This window comes from Shewanella sp. QJM3NY_23 (assembly GCF_056173105.1).
In genome coordinates, this window is record NZ_CM149657.1 from 1456295 (window position 1) to 1473798 (window position 17504).

Below are 17504 nucleotides of genomic sequence, written 5' to 3' on the forward strand. Positions count from 1 at the left end.
AAATTTTATGAAGTAACTGCTCACTGTTCGTGCCTGAACCATTCACAATTGTCCACGCTGTAGGTATAGTAGGCCTCTATTTTAGCTAATGTTTGGCAATCATTATTTATGTTTCGTTGGCCAATTTCTGTTTATTACGAAGATACCGATGCTGGAGGAGTGGTTTATCACTCAAACTACCTCAACTTTTTCGAGCGCGCTCGCACTGAGTGGCTTAAAAAAATCGGCGTGAAACAGACTCAATTACTCGCTGAAGATATTGCTTTTGTTGTTAAAAAGGCGGAATTAGACTTTAAGGTAGCCGCTCGTTTTGAGCAGGAACTTGTGGTCGAAACGGAAGTGATTGAGTTGAAAAAGGCCTCCTTGGTATTTCGTCAACAACTGCTTGATGCATCAGGTAAGTTATACTGCGAAGGTCATATTCTGGTTGCCTGCATTGCCTTGTCACGTATGAGACCAAGAGCGATTCCGCAAAACATTGTTCAGGAGTTTAAGAGTGGAAGCTGATATTTCCTTTATCGGGCTGTTTTTACAAGCCAGTTTATTAGTTAAGTTTGTTATGTTGACGCTGTTAGCGTTATCGGTGATTTCCTGGGCAGTGATTATTCAACGTCGACGTTTACTGGCTTCGGCTAGGCAACACGCGCTTAAATTTGAAGACAAGTTTTGGTCTGGTGTCGATTTAAATAAACTCTATAAAGAGCTGTCTGCTCGCCAAGACAACAATAGTGGTTTAGAGGCGCTATTTTATAGTGGTTTTAAAGAGTATGCTCGGCTGAATAACCTTAATGGCAAAGTGCCCAGTGCCGTGATGGATGGCAGTTATCGTGCCATGCGTGTGGCATTGTCGCGCGAACTTGAAAAGCTAGAGACCCACTTACCCTTATTAGCCACCATAGGTTCAACCAGTCCCTATATTGGTTTGTTTGGTACTGTATGGGGAATCATGAACTCCTTTATCGCCCTGGGTGCGGTTGAAAACGCGACGCTTGCTATGGTTGCGCCAGGGATTGCCGAGGCCTTGATTGCGACCGCAATGGGCCTGTTTGCCGCGATTCCTGCGGTTATTGCGTACAACCGCTTTTCGACTCAGGTGGATAAAATAGAGATGTCGTACGCTAACTTTATGGAAGAGTTTTCCAGTATTTTGCACCGTCAAGCTTATAGCGAGAAGGAAGAGATCTAATGCAACAAGGTTATCAGCGTAAACGACGCCGACCTGTCGCTGAGATCAACGTTGTCCCTTATATCGACGTGATGTTGGTCTTGTTGATTATTTTTATGGTCACGGCCCCCATTGTTACCCAAGGGGTAAAAGTTGACTTACCACAAGGGCAAGCCGAAACCCTGCCCGCAGACAGCAAGCCACCTGTGGTTGCATCTATTGACGCCAATGGCGATTACTACCTCGATGTGGGTAGTAGCAGCACCAAGGAAGTATTAGATCTCGAAGAGGTGGCGACTCGGGTTGCTGCCATTATTTTGCTCGAACCTGAGCGCCCTGTTGTGGTCAAAGCCGATAGGCATATTCCTTATGAAAAAGTGATTCAATTGATGGTGTCGTTGCAAAAAGCGGGTGTGCCATCAGTGGGTTTGATGACAGATTCGCCTGAGGAGTAGTGGGTGACAGCTAAATCAGATTTTACTTTACCGCTTGTTATTTCCGCCAGTATCCACATTGGCGTGATCATCGTTGTGGCGATGGGCGTTGATTTTGATGAGAAACCTAAAGTTATGCCCCAGGCTAGCGCACCAGCAGTGCAAGCTGTGGTGGTTGATCAGCAAAAAGTGAACCAACAAGTGCAAAAAATAAAGGCTGAGCAGCAGGCTGCTGAGCGCAAAGAGAAGGCGCGTCAAGATGAATTAGAGCGCCGCGCCAGAGAAGCCACCCAAGCGCGAGAGCGTGAGCTGGCCAAAATTAAGCAGCTAGAAAAAGAGCGTAAACAAAAAGAGATTGAAACTCAAAACGCAGCGGCCGCGGCCAAAGCGGCTAAGTTAAAAGAGCAGCAAGAAAAAGAGAAAGCCGCGCAAGCAGAAGCACAGCGTAAACAGAAAGAAGCAGAGCGCAAAACCGCTGAAGAAGCGGCAGCTAAGGCTGAAGCTAAGCGTAAACAGGAAGAGGCCGCTGCCAAAAAGGCGGCAGAAGAACGTAAGCGCAAAGAGGAAGCCGAGCGTAAACGTAAAGCCGAAGAACAAGCACGTTTAGAGCAAGAGCGCATGATGCAAGAAGCCTTAGCGGCCGAGCAAGCGGCATTATCGCAAACTCGTAATAAGCAGATCACAACTGAGGTGCAGCGTTATACTTCGATGATCCGTGCGACCATTCAGCGTAACTTAGTGGTGGATGAGTCGATGCGAGGTAAAAGCTGTCGTATCTTTATTCGCTTAGCAAAGGATGGGTTTGTTACCGGTAATGAAATTTTATCGGGTGATCCTGTGGTTTGCCGTGCTACGAAAGCAGCCATTAATAAGGCTGGGCGCTTACCTGTATCGCCTGAAGCTGACGTGTATAACAAGTTAAAAGAGATTAATTTAACCGTTCAACCGGAATTTAATTAAAGGGGCTTCATGAAGATTTTGACAAAATGGCTTATTTTAGGGCTGCTGATCTGCACAGCACCTGTTAAGGCTGCGCTGGATATAGTGATCACCGAAGGGGTTGATGCCGCGCGTCCTATCGCAGTGGTGCCGTTTGTTTGGCAAGGTACGACACCCATGCCTTCACAAATATCGGATGTGGTGATGTCGGATCTGACTCGCAGTGGCACATTTAAACCCTTGGATGAACTTGGCCTGCCTCAGCGTAACATCAGTTCTGCGGCAAATTTTAATGCCAAGCTTTGGTCTAATGTTGGTGCAGAAGCTGTAGTGCTGGGCTCAGTAAAACCTTACGGGGTAGATCAATATTTAGTCAATTTTGAGCTCATCGATCTGGTTAAAGCCCAAATGCAGTCAGGCGGCCCTTCATCGGCAGCCGACTACGTGATCGACAGCCGTGAAACAGTGATAAGCGCAGCTCAGTTTAGACAATATGGCCACCGTATTAGCGATATCGTCTATGAAAAACTGACCGGGATCCGTGGGGCGTTTTTAACGCGTATCGCCTACGTGGTGGTTGATCATCAAGATAAATCACCCTACAAGCTAATGATTGCCGATTATGATGGATACAACGAACAGATGTTACTGCGCTCACCTGAGCCATTAATGTCGCCTTCATGGTCTCCTGACGGACGCAAGCTAGCTTATGTCAGCTTTGAAAATAAGAAAGCAGAAGTGTTTGTGCAAGACATTTATACTCAGTCGCGCATTAAGGTGACGAGCTTCTCTGGAATTAATGGCGCGCCCTCGTTTTCGCCCGACGGCAAAAAGTTAGCGGTTACCTTGTCAAAAGATGGTCAGCCGGAAATTTATGTGGTTGATATCGCGACTAAAGCGATTAAACGTATTACCAATCATTATGCTATCGATACAGAAGCGTCATGGACGCCAGATGGGCAGTCGTTAATTTTCACCTCTGAACGAGGCGGGCGTCCACAGATCTATCAAGTGACACTGGCTTCGGGTAAAGTTTCAAGGTTAACTTTTGAAGGTGAATGGAATTTAGGTGGTTCTATTTCTCCAGATGGTCGCAGCATGGTGTTTGTTAACCGTACTAACGGTAAGTTTAATATTGCTCGAATGGATTTAGAAACGCGCTTTATGCAAGTACTGACTTCAACGCGTTTAGATGAGTCACCCAGCGTTGCACCAAATGGCACTATGGTCATTTACGGTACAACCTATCAAGGACAACAAGTTTTAGCGGCGGTCTCTATGGATGGCCGGTTTAAGGCAAGACTGCCAGTCGGTCAAGGGGAAGTAAAATCTCCTGCTTGGTCACCTTTTTTATAATATCAATCTCGAAAAAAGATTAAGGATGTAAAATGAATTTTAATAAGCTTTTTAAGGCTATGTTGGTTGCAGTTCCCGTTATGGCAATGAGTGCGTGTAGTACCACATCTGAATCAGAAACAGATGCAAGTAGCTCAATGGGCGGTAATAACGGTAGCGAAATGACAGCTGGTGGTGTTGAAACCGGCGGTGTGGCACCCATTTTAACTCCTGAAGAGCAGCAACGTCTTAAGTATCAAGAGTTGCGTAAAGAGCACATCATCTATTTCGATTTTGATAGAAGCTCGGTTTCTTCAGAGTTTTCTGAGGTGCTTAATGCCCACGGCGAATACTTAGTTGAACATCCAAATGTGCGCGTTATGATTGAAGGCCATGCCGATGAGCGTGGTACGCCTGAGTATAACATCGCCCTAGGTGAGCGCCGCGCTAAAGCGGTTGCTAAGTACTTACAAAGCATGGGTGTTTCACCAAGTCAAATGAGTATTGTGAGTTACGGTGAAGAGAAGCCACTTGATTTTTCTCGTACCGATGCTGGATTTGGCAAAAACCGTCGTGCGGTATTAGTTTACTAATAACTGCTATTAACAGGGATACATATGAAACATGCCGTACTAACCGCGGCAATTCTGATGAGTGTTGGTGTGGCGGTTGCCGCACCAGCACCGGTTGAAGATATTGCTGGTGGTGCTTCTAATGATAGGGTGGCTCGTTTAGAGCGTATGCTCAAGGCAAAACAGGCTGCCGAGTTTGAAATGCAGCAACGACTCGATACCTTGCAACAAGAAGTATTAGATTTACGTGGGTTGACTGAACAACAAAACTATCAAATAAATCAGATACTACAGCGTCAACGTCAGCTTTATGATGATATAGCAAAGCTTAGCAGTGCTAAATCGGTGGCAAATACTGCCACTCCTGTAGCCTCTGAAACCTCTGAAACCACATCATCATTAGGCGAAACGGCCAGCTATGAGCAAGCGGTTAATTTGGTGCTTAAGCAGCGTCAATATGATGAAGCAATCCCTGCATTTAGAAATTTTATAAAGCAGTATCCGAGCTCAACGTACGCGGCTAACGCGAATTATTGGCTCGGACAACTTTTATATAATAAAGGTGAATTTGCTGAGGCGACTCAAGCATTTGATACCGTAGTTAAACAGTTTAAAGATTCAAATAAGCGTGGTGATAGTCTGGTTAAGCTAGGGATGATTGCACAAAAGCAGTCTGACAATGCAACAGCCAAGCGTTACTATCAGCAAGTGATCAATGAATATGCTAATAGTGCAGCAGCAAGAATCGCTACGCAGCAGCTGGCGGGTCTTTAATCTCTATTTAACTAAAAAACATACCCTTAGTTTGTTTTTCATGCAAACGAAAAGAAATGAGAAATTTGCACTTGCATGAGAAGATGAAAAAGGTATTATAGGCGCCCTCAAAGCGGCATAGTCGCAAGGGCGCTAAATCAATAAGATTTAGTTGTGAAAATGGGTCATTTGCTTAGTCGCTATGTTTATAGCAAAAGGCAGTTGGCTGTTAACCATTGATGAAGGTTAATCCACATTATCATCACTCAGATGGGTCGTTAGCTCAGTCGGTAGAGCAGTTGGCTTTTAACCAATTGGTCGAAGGTTCGAATCCTTCACGACCCACCACTTTCTCTGCAAGTGGCTAAACAAGTAGGCAATAAGATGGGTCATTCGCTTAGTCGCTATGTTTATAGCAAAAGGCAGTTGGCTGTTAACCATTGATGACGGTTAATCCACATTATCATCACTCAGATGGGTCGTTAGCTCAGTCGGTAGAGCAGTTGGCTTTTAACCAATTGGTCGAAGGTTCGAATCCTTCACGACCCACCACTTTCTCTGCAAGTGGCTAAACAAGTAGGCAATAAGATGGGTCATTCACCTAGTCGCTATGTTTATAGCAAAAGGCAGTTGGCTGTTAACCATTGATGTCGGTTAATTCACATTATCATCACTCAGATGGGTCGTTAGCTCAGTCGGTAGAGCAGTTGGCTTTTAACCAATTGGTCGAAGGTTCGAATCCTTCACGACCCACCACTTTCTCTGCAAGTGGCTAAACAAGTAGGCAATAAGATGGGTCATTCGCTTAGTCGCTATGTTTATAGCAAAAGGCAGTTGGCTGTTAACCATTGATGACGGTTAATTCACATTATCATCACTCAGATGGGTCGTTAGCTCAGTCGGTAGAGCAGTTGGCTTTTAACCAATTGGTCGAAGGTTCGAATCCTTCACGACCCACCACTTTCTCTGCAAGTGGCTAAACAAGTAGGCACTCAGATGGGTCGTTAGCTCAGTCGGTAGAGCAGTTGGCTTTTAACCAATTGGTCGAAGGTTCGAATCCTTCACGACCCACCACTTTCTCTGCAAGTGGCTAAACAAGTAGGCAATAAGATGGGTCATTGGCTTAGTCGCTATGTTTATAGCAAAAGGCAGTTGGCTGTTAACCATTGATGTCGGTTAATTCACATTATCATCACTCAGATGGGTCGTTAGCTCAGTCGGTAGAGCAGTTGGCTTTTAACCAATTGGTCGAAGGTTCGAATCCTTCACGACCCACCACTTTCTCTACAAGTGGCTAAACAAGTAGGCAATAAGATGGGTCGTTAGCTCAGTCGGTAGAGCAGTTGGCTTTTAACCAATTGGTCGAAGGTTCGAATCCTTCACGACCCACCACTTTCTCTACAAGTGGCTAAACAAGTAGGCAATAAGATGGGTCGTTAGCTCAGTCGGTAGAGCAGTTGGCTTTTAACCAATTGGTCGAAGGTTCGAATCCTTCACGACCCACCACTTTCTTACAGTGGCTAAACAGTGAGATGGAACAAAAGTTGTTAGCTCAGTCGATGCAGTTAATGCAAAGAGGCAGTTGGCTTTACTTTTTACTCCACATTGGTCGAAAGTTCGAATACTTCACGACCCACCACTTTCAATGCAAGCAAGCATTCCTTAGTCTCATTTTATATTTATCTCCTAAATCACTATTGTTTACTAAGCATTATTCTTTAAGTTTATGCATCAGGTGATTATCTGTAACTCATTGAAATAAAACTCTATATATTTATACCCTTGTGGTAAACGCCTCTTCCATATTTCGATAAAATACATTCATATATCAATTCATCAATATGTAATATAGTCATGTGCTTCGGTGTTTTTCAAGGTAGTTGGCACTCTTTACTTAAATTTTAAGCTGCATTTCTTGTTTCAGTTTCAGACTCTTTTTTTGGGTTCAACACTACCTCACCGATAACGTCACAGTTCCTTATACCGTTTGGCCAGCGTTTAGGGTTTCTTGATCTTGCCTCTTCTAGTACCTCCTTACGCTTAGATAAAATCGCTTTATCTTGCATCGCATGTCGCTCACTCGGTGATACAAAATTGAGCTTACTGTGCTTATGTTTGGTATTGTACCAAGTCACAAACTCTTCTACCCATTCCCGTGCCTCGGTGATGTTTTTAAAGCCAGAGCTAGGCCATTCCGGCCGATACTTTAAGGTTCTGAATAATGCTTCGGAGTAAGGATTGTCATTGCTTACGCTTGGTCTACTTAACGAAGCGGTAACACCTAACTCTTCAAGCTTGGCTTTCATCGTCAATGACTTCATCGGAGCACCGTTATCAGAGTGCAGTACTAACGGTTTTTTGAAGCATTGCTCACGTAGCATATTGCGCTGCATTAACTCGGCCGCTAGCTCACCACATTCTCGGTCATGGACTTCATAACCCACTATCTTACGGCTATAAATATCCTCAAACATATACAGATAATAAAAGCGCCCTTTGATGACCGAGGCTAAATAAGTAATATCCCAAGACCATACTTTGTTTGGCCCATCTGCAACGTAAGCATCTGGTTTGCTTCTTTTTGTTACGCCTTGGCTTCGCCCACGCCGATTTAATTGTTCATTGGCTTTTAACACTCGATAAAAACTCGACTCTGAAGCGATATAGACCCCCTCATCAAGCAGTGTCGGCACGATTTGTGAGGGAGGTAGGCTTGCAAACCTTACCTCATTAGAGGTTGCCAATATCTGCTCTTGCTCATCATCATTAAGCTTGTTAGCAGGCGCCCGTCTTACTGCCGTAGGCCTTAAATCTGCCTGCACTTTTCCTGCTCGATACCAGCGGCGATACGTCCGTTTACTTAACTCTGCTTCAGCGCAAGCTTTGTAAAGACGCGCACCGTGGGCATAAGCTTCTTGTATTAAATCCACCAGTGTTATGCGCTTAGGCAAAGGCGTTAACTCTCCTCGCTGTCGTCCTCCCAAAGCGCATTGAGCTTTTTTCTAAGCACCAGTAAAGCCGCAGCTTCAGCGAGTGCCTTCTCCTTATAACGTAATTCTCGTTGCAGGTATTTTATTTCTGCCTTGTCTGATTTGGCTTGCTGCTTAATCGTTTTAGCTTGAACTTCACTCGTCTTAAAACCACCTAAACAATCTTGTTTCCACTGCTGAACTTGTTCTCGAAACAAGCCTTTTTCTCGGCAATATTGGCTGATTTCAGTTTCTGACATTGGTGCTGTTTCAATGAGAACTGCAAACTTAGCTTCAGCTGACCAATCATTACTGGTTAATGTTTTACCTGGCACAGGGCGACCCTCTTTTTTGGCTTTATCTCGCCAATGATACAGGGTTTGGTAGGAGATCCCCTCACTGCGAGCCACTTCCGTGACCGTCATATTGTGGGGAGGTAATAATTTCTTTAAGACAGCGTCTTTACGTTCAGGTGAATATCGTGCCATTGAGCTCTCATTGACCGCCCCCTTTATTTAATTATTGGATGATTTTAAGGGGTGACAACAATCCTGACACAGGGGGGCTTTTTGATGTCACTAGAGCGATACTTTTATAAGCTTATGGACTTTAAGGGCTGGCTTAAGCTTCTACGCAGGAATATGTTTGATTTTGATCGTGCATTTGTCTGCAGCTTAAAAGCTGAATTAAATAAAAAGGAGGCCTAAGCCTCCTTTTTATTGCTTAATCGATAAAGGATTATCGATTAGTCATAGATAATTACAGTAATTTATTATCACGCACGTACTGTTCAAATTCAGTGCAGCCACCGATATGAACCTGATCAACAAAGATCTGCGGCACGGTTTCAACTGGTTTTCCAACGGTTTTTTCAAGATCGGCTTTGCTGATCCCTTCTGCATGAATATCTACATACTTGAATTTAAAATCATCACGAGCTTCAACAAGTTGCTCTGATAACTGAACGGCTCTAACGCAGTATGGACAGCCTGGACGGCCAAAAATTACAACAAACATATAAGCTCCTGAAAAAATAATTCGAGACTTTATACCATAGCTGCGAGTCGATTGCATATTCTGTATTAGGCAAAGCGTTTTTCGGTGTGAAATCGTCCTTGGTAGTCGAAAAATAGCTCCAGTAAGTCCCAGCCTTTTTTGCCTTTTTTGAGCAGTAATAGATCTGGCGCTCTAAAGGTGTCTCTGGCAGCAATAACCTGCTCAATGGTGGTGAACTTAGGTGGCTTACAACCCGGTGTACGCGTATGTTGGTGCACAAATATGGCGTAAAAAGCCCTAATTTGTGCGGGAGTGTCGAACTTGAAATCGCAATTAAAGTCATTGCCGTCAATATCGAGGTAACGCACCCTGAGCTTATTGTTGTGCGACTCTAATAGCATCTCTTGGCAGCGAAAAAGGTGGTGATGCTTTTGTTGTAACACCTCTTTTAAGCGTTTATCAGGATCCACCAACATGTGATCGCAGTGTTGGCAGATTTTGGCTGCAATATCGTTCTCTTCGCCGCAGTTAGGACAAGATTTTGACCGAAAACGAAAATCACATTGCACCTTGCCTTGTTCAGTATCGATTACGGCTTGGCATCGACGACCAAAATGCTCAACTAAATCACCATCATCGTCGACTAAGCCCCAGAAGATATTGGCAAAGTGGCACACAGGGCAGTGCACCTGTACAGGGACGCTTTTGCTGTTGGGTTTGACTTGACCAACCTCAGGAAAAAAGAGGTCGAAACCGTTAGCGGCATAGTCAATCACCAAGCAATCTGTTTTCCCCTCACAAATTCGCAGTCCACGCCCAACCATTTGCTGAAATAAGCTCACCGATGCGGTAGGCCGTAAAATGGCAATGAGATCAACATGGGGGGCGTCAAAGCCTGTGGTAAGCACCGCAACATTAACTAAGTATTTTAACTGCCGCTGTTTGAAGTGCTCGATGATCCTATCGCGATCTTGTGCAGTTGTAGCTGCCGTGATGAGCCCCGCGGGTTCATCTGCTAACAATGTCATTATCTCCTTGGCATGCCTAATCGTTGCAGCGAAAATAATGGTGCCTTGCTTGTGTTGTGATAACTGCATTATCTGAGTCACGATAGCTTGAGTCGCTCGCCCTGATACATTTAATAAGGCATTGACCTCTTTTTCACGGTACTCACCACTGTCGCTGGCTTGGAGCCCGCTAAAGTCATATTGAGCAGATAAACCATCAAACAGTTTTGGGGGGGTTAAAAAGCCTTGTTTGATTAGCGGCCGCATTGGCAGTTCAAAAATACACTGCTCAAAAGCGGGCTTATCATCATTTCCCATTTTACCGTGATAATGGTGACGATAGATCCAGCCAGAGTCGAGCCGATAGGGTGTCGCGGTTAGGCCTAACAGTTTCAGTTGAGCATTTTGTGCTCTTAGGTGGGTTAGCAACTGCTGATATTGGCTATCTTTGTCGGCAGTAACACGGTGACATTCGTCGATGATCACCAGTGAATAGGGCTCATTAAACTGCGCCGGATTTTTCACGGCAGATTGAATGCTGGCGACAACGGTCTTATTGGCAGTCGACTTTTGTTTTAATCCGGCCGAGTAGATGCTGGCCTCTTGGGTTAGCAAGCCCACTTTCTCGGCATTTTGGGCCACTAACTCTTTAACATGGGTGAGGATAAGAACGCGCCCGCGAGCAATGCGCGCTAGCTCGGCTATTACAATACTTTTGCCTGCACCTGTTGGGAGGACTAATACCGCAGTGTCTTGGCTGCGCTTAAAATGGCTCACCGCGGCGTCGACGGCTTGCTGTTGATAATCTCGTAATTTCACGCTGTGCTTATGTCGCTATCGCTGAGGCTACAAAGCCAACAGGATAGCAATGTGCCAAGGTTGAGTCGACCCGCGACGTTCTATAGCTGATAAAAAAGCCCCTCAAGGAGGGGCTAGTTAGGTCAATCATGACTTAGCGTGAAATGGGCCATAGCTGATAACTAAGCTATGGTTACTCACTGCGATTTAAGCGGCTTTCAATCAAGGTATCGATAACCGCAGGATCGGCCAAGGTGGATGAATCACCTAAGTTAGTCACTTCGTTAGCCGCAATTTTACGTAAGAAGCGGCGCATGATCTTACCCGAACGTGTCTTAGGTAAGCCGTCAGCCCATTGAATTAAGTCTGGGGTGGCTAAGGCGCCAATTTCTTTACGAACCCACTGACGTAAGGCTTGGCGTAACTCTTCACTGGGCGCTGAGCCTTTAGTGAGCGTCACATAGGCATAAATACCTTGGCCTTTAATATCATGCGGGTAACCTACCACTGCGGCTTCGGCGACTGACTCATGGGCCACGAGCGCACTCTCGACTTCCGCTGTGCCCAATCGATGACCCGATACGTTGATCACATCATCGACACGACCTGTTATCCAATAGTAACCATCTTCATCACGGCGGGCACCGTCGCCGGTAAAGTACATGCCGCGGAACGTTTTAAAATAGGTCAAGGCAAAGCGATCGTGATCACCATAGACAGTACGCATCTGTCCTGGCCATGAATCAAGTATCACTAAGTTACCTTCGGCAGCGCCGTCGATAATATTACCCATGTTATCCACTAGCGCAGGCTGCACGCCGAAAAATGGTCGGGTTGCTGAACCTGGTTTAGTATCGGTCGCGCCCGGCAGCGGGCTGATCAAGATGCCGCCGGTTTCGGTTTGCCACCAAGTGTCAACAATAGGGCAGCGCTCATGACCAATGACTTCATGGTACCAGCGCCATGCCTCTGGGTTAATCGGCTCACCCACAGATCCCATAATGCGCAGTGAGCTGCCATCAAATGCGGCAAATTGCTCTTTACCTTCGGCCATCAAGGCACGAATTAGCGTCGGCGCGGTGTAAAGAATATTGACCTTATGGCGGTCAATCATCTCACCTAGTCGAGCAGGGCTTGGGTAGTTTGGTATCCCTTCATGGATAAGCACAGTGGCGCCGTTAGCTAACGGACCGTAGACCATATAGGAGTGACCGGTGATCCAGCCCACATCGGCTGTACACCAATAGACTTCACCGTCTTTATAGTCAAATATATACTCGTGTGTCATCGAAGCATATACCATGTACCCACCAGTGGTATGTAACACACCTTTTGGGTTACCAGTAGAGCCTGAGGTGTAGAGTAAAAACAGGGGATCTTCAGCGCCCATCTCTTCAGGAAGGCAATGCTCTGACGCCGTTTCCATTACCGATTGCCATTTTATATCTCGGCCTTCAACCCAATTAATGTCACTGCCAGTGCGCTCATAGACAATCACTTTTTCGACGCAGGTTACATCAGGATGAGACAGGGCTTCATCTATGTTGGCCTTAAGTGGAATGGCTCGTCCGCCGCGAAGTCCTTCATCGGCGGTGACAATCACTTTGGATTTACCATCAATGACACGTGATGCGATTGAGTCGGGCGAGAACCCGCCAAATACCACAGAGTGCACCGCACCGATACGCGCACAGGCCAGCATGACCACTGCCGCTTCTGGCACCATAGGCATATAAACAGTGACCACATCGCCACGACGCACGCCTTGGCCGCGCAGTGCGTTAGCAAATTTACACACTTCTTTATGGAGTTCGCCATAGGTTAATTGGCGTTGGTCGGCGGCGTCATCACCTTCCCAGATGATGGCCACTTTATCGGCATTTTGCGCTAGATGGCGGTCAAGGCAGTTGGCTGATGCGTTTAATGTGCCGTCATAAAACCAGTTAATTGACAGGTTATGATCGTCAAAAGAGGTTTTCTTAATTTTAGTGTATGGCTTTATCCAATCGATACGTTGACCATGCTCTCTCCAAAAACCTTCAGGATTAACTACTGATTCCTGATACATTTTTTTATATTGTTCTTCGTTAATGTTGGCGTGGTTAGCGATTTCGCTTGGAACTTTGTAGAGAGACTGGTTGCTCATCTGACTTCCTTTAGTATCTTATTGTGCGTGGGCAAAGTATGGATTGCTTCGGCACTTTCACTCCATTAGACCTTGGTCTAGTAAAAAAATATCCTTTAATTTTAATCTGTTGTGATTATATTCTCGCCATATTTACGCTAGTATTTGCTGCAGAATAATTAAAAGAACTGGAAAATCGATGAATCTGACCCTAATTGTCGGTGTTATCGCCATTTTATACGTGTCATTGCTGTTTTTATTGGCTTGGGCGGCAGAGCGTTGGTTTGGTCGTATCACCAAAAAAATGCAGAACTGGATTTACGGCCTCAGCCTGGGGGTCTATTGTTCGTCATGGAGTTTTTTGGGCACTGTGGGCCAGGCCGCGCAAGATATGTGGTCTTTCCTGCCTATTTTTTTAGGGCCAATCTTGGTGTTTACCTTAGGCTTTGGCCTATTGCGTAAAATGGTGATTGTCTCCAAGGCGCAAAATATTACCTCAGTGGCCGATTTTATTGCCGCCCGTTATGGCAAGTCACAAACCATTGCCGCTATCGTCACCCTGATTGCCTTGTTCGGCATCATGCCCTATATCGCGCTGCAGTTAAAAGCGATGGTGTTTAGCTTAAACCTGTTTCAACCCGAGGATGCACCTTATAATGGCGCCGGGGTGTCGTTAATTGTCACCGCGCTGTTGGCCATTTTTGCCATTTTATTTGGCACCCGTAAGCTGGACGCTACCGAACATAACCCTGGGCTCATGGTGGCAATTGCCTTTGAGTCGCTGGTTAAACTTGGCGCCTTTTTGTTAGTGGGGGTGGTGATAAGTTTCGGTTTTTTTGATGGTTTTACCGATATTTGGCAACAAGCTAAAACGGCCGATTTGATCAATCATCCTAACCTGCGTATCGAGCAGATGATGCCGCAGCTCTTGGTTGGGATGGCGGCATTTTTATGTATGCCGCGCCAATTTCACGTGATGATGGTTGAATGTGCCGATGAAAAAACCTTGCTCAAAGCGCGGTGGTTGTTTCCATTATATTTAGTGTTATTTGGCCTGTTTGTAGGGCCGCTGGCGTTGGCTGGCAAGTTAGTGTTGGGCGACAGTGTCTCTGCCGATACTTATGTGATTAATTTACCATTGGTGCTCGATCAACCGGTTGTCGCAGTCATTGCCCTATTAGGCACCTTATCGGCGGCTACCGGTATGCTAATTGTGGCGGTGGTGACCATCAGCGTGATGGTCAGTAACGAATGGCTCGTGCCGCTATTATTGCGTTCGGGTAAAATTCGACAAAAAAACTTCAGTCAATTTTCCCAGTTTTTACTCAATGCACGGCGTATCGCCATCATCTTTATCTTGTTGCTCGGCTATTTTAGTTTTTTAGCCTTAATGGACAGTGACTCATTATCGGCGCTTGGCATGTTGTCCTTTGGCGCCTTTGCTCAGCTCGGTCCTGCGCTGATTGGGGGGATGTATTGGAAGCACGGTAATCGCAGCGGGGTTTACTTGGGCTTAATCGTCGGCTTTGGCCTGTGGTGCTATATTTTGCTGCAAGGTATGGGCGGGGTTGATGGGGTCTTTAGTGGCGACTTTACCCTGCTCGAATCGATTAATCCAAATGTCCGCGATGTTCTGACCGCCTTACTGGCCAACTTAGCTTGTTATGTGCTTGGCTCTATCTGGTTTAGGGCCGGCGTCGCTGAGCGTATTCAGGCCAGTGCATTTGTGACTCCCGGTCAACTTAAAAATAGCACGGGGCGCAAAGCGTCTCCTATCTCACAGCAAGACTTACTGATTTTAGCCAGTCGTTTTGTCAGTCCCACTCGTGCGTATGAGAGTTTTTCACGCTTTTCTGAAACGGCGGTGCGCAGCGACAGTTGGCATAAGGTCGCCTCTCCCGAGTTAATTGCCCATACCGAGCATATGTTAGCGGGCGTCTTGGGCGGCTCGAGTGCTTCATTGGTGATGGATTCGGTGCTGCAAGGGCGTGACTTGGCCCTTGATGAGGTGTTTAATCTCGTCGATGAAGCCTCGTCAAAAATCATCTTAAGCCAAGATATGTTACGCGGCGCCATCGAACATGCCTATGAAGGGATGAGTGTGGTTGATAAAGAGCTTAATTTAGTGGCATGGAACTACAAATATGCCGAGTTGTATGACTACCCCGAAGACTTTTTACAGCAAGGTATGCCAATCGCCGATGTGGTGCGCTTTAATGCCGAGCGAGGTTTTTGCGGCGAGGGCGATATTGAGTCGCAAGTGGCAAAACGGGTACAACATATGCGCAATGGGACAGCGCATGTGTCTGAGCGTGAACGCAAAGATGGCAAAGTCATTAAAATTCAGGGCAACCCTATGCCCAGCGGCGGCTTTGTCATGACTTTTACCGATATTACCCAATATCGGGCGCAGGCCAAGGCGCTGCAAGAGGTGAACGAAACGCTCGAAGCCCGGGTCAACGAGCGAACCTACGAGCTGGCAATGCTTAATAGCCAATTGCTTGAGGCCAAGGCGCAAGAGGAAAACGCCAATGCATCGAAAAGCCGCTTTTTGGCGGCGGTGGGCCATGATCTCATGCAGCCATTAAATGCGGCGCGCTTGTTTACCGCTTCGCTAGCTCAGTATCCTAATTTGGATCATGAGGGACGCACCACACTGTCACATGTTAATAGCTCGCTTAAAATAGCGGGTGAGTTGCTTACCGATCTACTGGATATCTCCAAGTTGGATTCGGGCATGGTTGATGTCAAGTTACGCGATTTTTCGGTGTCTGAATTACTCGAAGGTTTAGCGGTGGAGTTTGACGCCATGGCCAAAGATTATTCGATACAGTTTGCCATGGTGCCCAGTAGTGTCACCATTCATTCAGATTTGAGCCTGTTACGTCGTGTGTTACAAAACTTTTTAACCAATGCTTACCGTTACGCTAAGGGGAATCGCGTGTTGTTTGGTTGTCGTCATCGACCTGGCGGGCTCGAAATACAAGTGATCGATACCGGTTGCGGTATTAACGACAATGAGCTGAGTGAAATTTTTAAAGAATTTAAACGACTCGATAATCCTCAGAGCAACAGCGTCAGTGGTTTAGGGCTAGGGCTGGCGATTGCCGATAGAATTGCGCGAGTGCTCGAACATGATATCAAGGTGGTATCGACATTGGGCCAAGGCTCAATGTTTTCGATAACCGTGCCGTTAGGTGATGCCAGCCATGTGGCCGCCCCTAAACGTTCTAATTTAATCATGCAGCCATTAGCTGGGGTCAAAGTGCTGTGTATCGATAACGAAGAGGCGATTTTAGCTGGGCTAGAAAGTTTACTGAGTCGTTGGCAATGTGAAGTCATTTGCGCCAGCGATCTGGCTGATGCCCGGATTAAGCTGGGTCTCAAGGGGGTCGCCCCGGATATCGTCTTAGCGGATTATCATCTAGATAACGACCAAAATGGGGTCGATGCCATGGATGGGATCCGCGCCTTGTATGGTGAGCACTTGCCGGGGATTTTGATCACCGCCAATACTCGCAAAGAGATCGTTGACGACGTGCGTCTGCGTGGCTATCACTACATGGCGAAGATGATAAAACCCGCAGCGCTGCGAGCGCTGATCTCGAGTTTAGTCAAATAAATAGTTCATATTTAGGAGCCTCGTTTGAATCACGTAATATGTGATGGCAAGTCCATCATCCCTAGTAAGATTGTTTGTGTAGGTCGTAATTATGCCGAGCATATCGCCGAACTTAATAATGAGGTTCCCGAGCAGATGGTGTTATTTGTTAAACCCAATTCGGCTATATCCTCAGTGCTGAGGAGTTATCACCAAGAGCCGCTGCACTATGAAGCCGAACTCTGTTTTATGGTGGTAGCTGGCCGTTTTTCCGCCGTGGGGCTGGGGCTTGATCTCACTAAAAGGCAATTACAAAGTGAATTAAAAGCAAAAGGCTTACCTTGGGAGCGTGCTAAGGGATTCGATGGCTCGGCGCTATTTAGCGAGTTCGTGAGTATTGCCCAAGATAGCCAGCAACTAGCCTTTACCCTGCATGTGGATGGGACTCTGCGTCAACAAGGTGATATTGGTTTGATGATCCATAAACCCGATATTATCTATCGTGAAATCAGCGAGTTTATGACCCTCAATGATGGCGATATTGTGATGACAGGTACGCCAAAAGGGGTTGGGGTGATTAACGCTGAAGAGGTGTTCACGCTACAGCTGCAATACGAAGGCTGTACCAGTATTGAGTGTCGTTGGCAGGCTCAATAGCCTTTTTAGTTTCAGCCTTAGCAAAATGATTTTATAGACTCTTATCTTAGATAACGCATCTCATTTTAACGATGCGTTTGATTCATTTCTTTGTTGTTGACCCGTGTTTGAACTTCTATATACTCAAATAACACACACCTTTGTAAAAAATAT

At 46.1% G+C, this 17504-nt stretch carries 13 protein-coding genes and 8 tRNA genes; 17 read left to right on the forward strand and 4 right to left on the reverse strand.

The window, feature by feature from the left end; all coding sequences use genetic code 11:
• Nucleotides 1–108 precede the first annotated feature (108 nt).
• The 15 genes from ybgC to AC0VXX_RS06785 all read left to right on the forward strand — a co-directional run bounded on the left by ybgC (nt 109) and on the right by AC0VXX_RS06785 (nt 6704).
• On the forward strand, nt 109–507 hold the full coding sequence (ybgC, locus tag AC0VXX_RS06715) for a tol-pal system-associated acyl-CoA thioesterase (protein WP_475516465.1): 399 nt from the start codon (nt 109–111) through the stop codon (nt 505–507).
• Entirely contained in the window at nt 497–1186 is a 690-nt protein-coding gene (gene tolQ, locus AC0VXX_RS06720; RefSeq protein WP_110456210.1) for a protein TolQ, read from the forward strand. Before ybgC ends, tolQ begins: the two co-directional genes overlap by 11 nt.
• Complete coding sequence (tolR, locus tag AC0VXX_RS06725; protein ID WP_475516466.1) at nt 1186–1620, forward strand: protein TolR; 435 nt, start codon at nt 1186–1188, stop codon at nt 1618–1620. Before tolQ ends, tolR begins: the two co-directional genes overlap by 1 nt.
• A gap of 3 nt (nt 1621–1623) precedes the next feature.
• Nucleotides 1624–2559, forward strand: a complete 936-nt coding sequence (tolA, locus tag AC0VXX_RS06730) for a cell envelope integrity protein TolA (RefSeq protein WP_475516467.1) — start codon at nt 1624–1626, stop codon at nt 2557–2559.
• Between the two features lie 9 nt (nt 2560–2568).
• On the forward strand, nt 2569–3894 hold the full coding sequence (gene tolB / locus AC0VXX_RS06735; protein WP_475516468.1) for a Tol-Pal system beta propeller repeat protein TolB: 1326 nt from the start codon (nt 2569–2571) through the stop codon (nt 3892–3894).
• Nucleotides 3895–3926: 32 nt separating this feature from the next.
• Nucleotides 3927–4466, forward strand: coding sequence for a peptidoglycan-associated lipoprotein Pal (gene pal / locus AC0VXX_RS06740; protein WP_475516469.1), 540 nt, complete (start codon nt 3927–3929; stop codon nt 4464–4466).
• Between the two features lie 24 nt (nt 4467–4490).
• Nucleotides 4491–5219 carry a tol-pal system protein YbgF gene (gene ybgF, locus AC0VXX_RS06745; protein WP_475516470.1) on the forward strand — a complete coding sequence of 243 codons (729 nt, stop codon included), beginning with the start codon at nt 4491–4493 and terminating at the stop codon, nt 5217–5219.
• Nucleotides 5220–5470: 251 nt separating this feature from the next.
• Nucleotides 5471–5546, forward strand: a tRNA-Lys gene (locus AC0VXX_RS06750).
• Nucleotides 5547–5674: 128 nt separating this feature from the next.
• A tRNA-Lys gene (locus tag AC0VXX_RS06755) sits at nt 5675–5750 on the forward strand.
• Nucleotides 5751–5878: 128 nt separating this feature from the next.
• A tRNA-Lys gene (locus AC0VXX_RS06760) sits at nt 5879–5954 on the forward strand.
• Nucleotides 5955–6082: 128 nt separating this feature from the next.
• Nucleotides 6083–6158 (forward strand) — tRNA-Lys (locus tag AC0VXX_RS06765).
• A gap of 38 nt (nt 6159–6196) precedes the next feature.
• A tRNA-Lys gene (locus tag AC0VXX_RS06770) sits at nt 6197–6272 on the forward strand.
• 128 nt (nt 6273–6400) lie between these two features.
• Nucleotides 6401–6476 (forward strand) — tRNA-Lys (locus AC0VXX_RS06775).
• Nucleotides 6477–6514: 38 nt separating this feature from the next.
• Nucleotides 6515–6590 (forward strand) — tRNA-Lys (locus AC0VXX_RS06780).
• Nucleotides 6591–6628: 38 nt separating this feature from the next.
• Nucleotides 6629–6704 (forward strand) — tRNA-Lys (locus tag AC0VXX_RS06785).
• Between the two features lie 395 nt (nt 6705–7099).
• On the opposite strand, the gene AC0VXX_RS06790 is transcribed toward AC0VXX_RS06785, so the two are convergent.
• From AC0VXX_RS06790 to acs, 4 genes are all read right to left on the reverse strand, one after another.
• Nucleotides 7100–8655, reverse strand: a protein-coding gene (locus AC0VXX_RS06790; protein ID WP_475514037.1) for an IS3 family transposase whose coding sequence is annotated in 2 segments (ribosomal slippage) — nt 7100–8202 and nt 8202–8655 — 1557 coding nt in all. Because the reading frame shifts where the segments join, the coding sequence is not laid out codon by codon here.
• A gap of 271 nt (nt 8656–8926) precedes the next feature.
• Nucleotides 8927–9184, reverse strand: a complete 258-nt coding sequence (locus AC0VXX_RS06795) for a GrxA family glutaredoxin (RefSeq protein WP_475516471.1) — start codon at nt 9182–9184, stop codon at nt 8927–8929.
• A gap of 65 nt (nt 9185–9249) precedes the next feature.
• The gene (gene radD, locus AC0VXX_RS06800; RefSeq protein WP_475516472.1) at nt 9250–10989 is read right to left on the reverse strand and encodes a DNA repair helicase RadD; all 1740 of its coding nucleotides are present in this window, start codon (nt 10987–10989) and stop codon (nt 9250–9252) included.
• A 172-nt stretch (nt 10990–11161) separates the two neighbouring features.
• Nucleotides 11162–13114: an acetate--CoA ligase gene (acs, locus tag AC0VXX_RS06805; RefSeq protein WP_475516473.1), complete on the reverse strand. Its 1953-nt coding sequence runs from the start codon at nt 13112–13114 to the stop codon at nt 11162–11164.
• 178 nt (nt 13115–13292) lie between these two features.
• Here acs and AC0VXX_RS06810 point away from each other — a divergent pair, with 178 nt between their 5' ends.
• Nucleotides 13293–16715 (forward strand): hybrid sensor histidine kinase/response regulator, encoded by a 3423-nt coding sequence (locus AC0VXX_RS06810; RefSeq protein WP_475516474.1) that lies wholly within the window; start codon nt 13293–13295, stop codon nt 16713–16715.
• 24 nt (nt 16716–16739) lie between these two features.
• Entirely contained in the window at nt 16740–17351 is a 612-nt protein-coding gene (locus tag AC0VXX_RS06815) for a fumarylacetoacetate hydrolase family protein (protein ID WP_475516475.1), read from the forward strand.
• Nucleotides 17352–17504 lie beyond the last annotated feature (153 nt).

Bases quoted from the DNA above. Each gene is read 5' to 3' on its own strand.
- pal (WP_475516469.1), top strand. From the start codon at position 3,927: ATGAATTTTAATAAGCTTTTTAAGGCTATGTTGGTTGCAGTTCCCGTT.
- tolB (WP_475516468.1), top strand. From the start codon at position 2,569: ATGAAGATTTTGACAAAATGGCTTATTTTAGGGCTGCTGATCTGCACA.
- AC0VXX_RS06795 (WP_475516471.1), bottom strand. From the start codon at position 9,184: ATGTTTGTTGTAATTTTTGGCCGTCCAGGCTGTCCATACTGCGTTAGA.
- tolR (WP_475516466.1), top strand. From the start codon at position 1,186: ATGCAACAAGGTTATCAGCGTAAACGACGCCGACCTGTCGCTGAGATC.
- ybgF (WP_475516470.1), top strand. From the start codon at position 4,491: ATGAAACATGCCGTACTAACCGCGGCAATTCTGATGAGTGTTGGTGTG.
- AC0VXX_RS06810 (WP_475516474.1), top strand. From the start codon at position 13,293: ATGAATCTGACCCTAATTGTCGGTGTTATCGCCATTTTATACGTGTCA.
- acs (WP_475516473.1), bottom strand. From the start codon at position 13,114: ATGAGCAACCAGTCTCTCTACAAAGTTCCAAGCGAAATCGCTAACCAC.
- ybgC (WP_475516465.1), top strand. From the start codon at position 109: ATGTTTCGTTGGCCAATTTCTGTTTATTACGAAGATACCGATGCTGGA.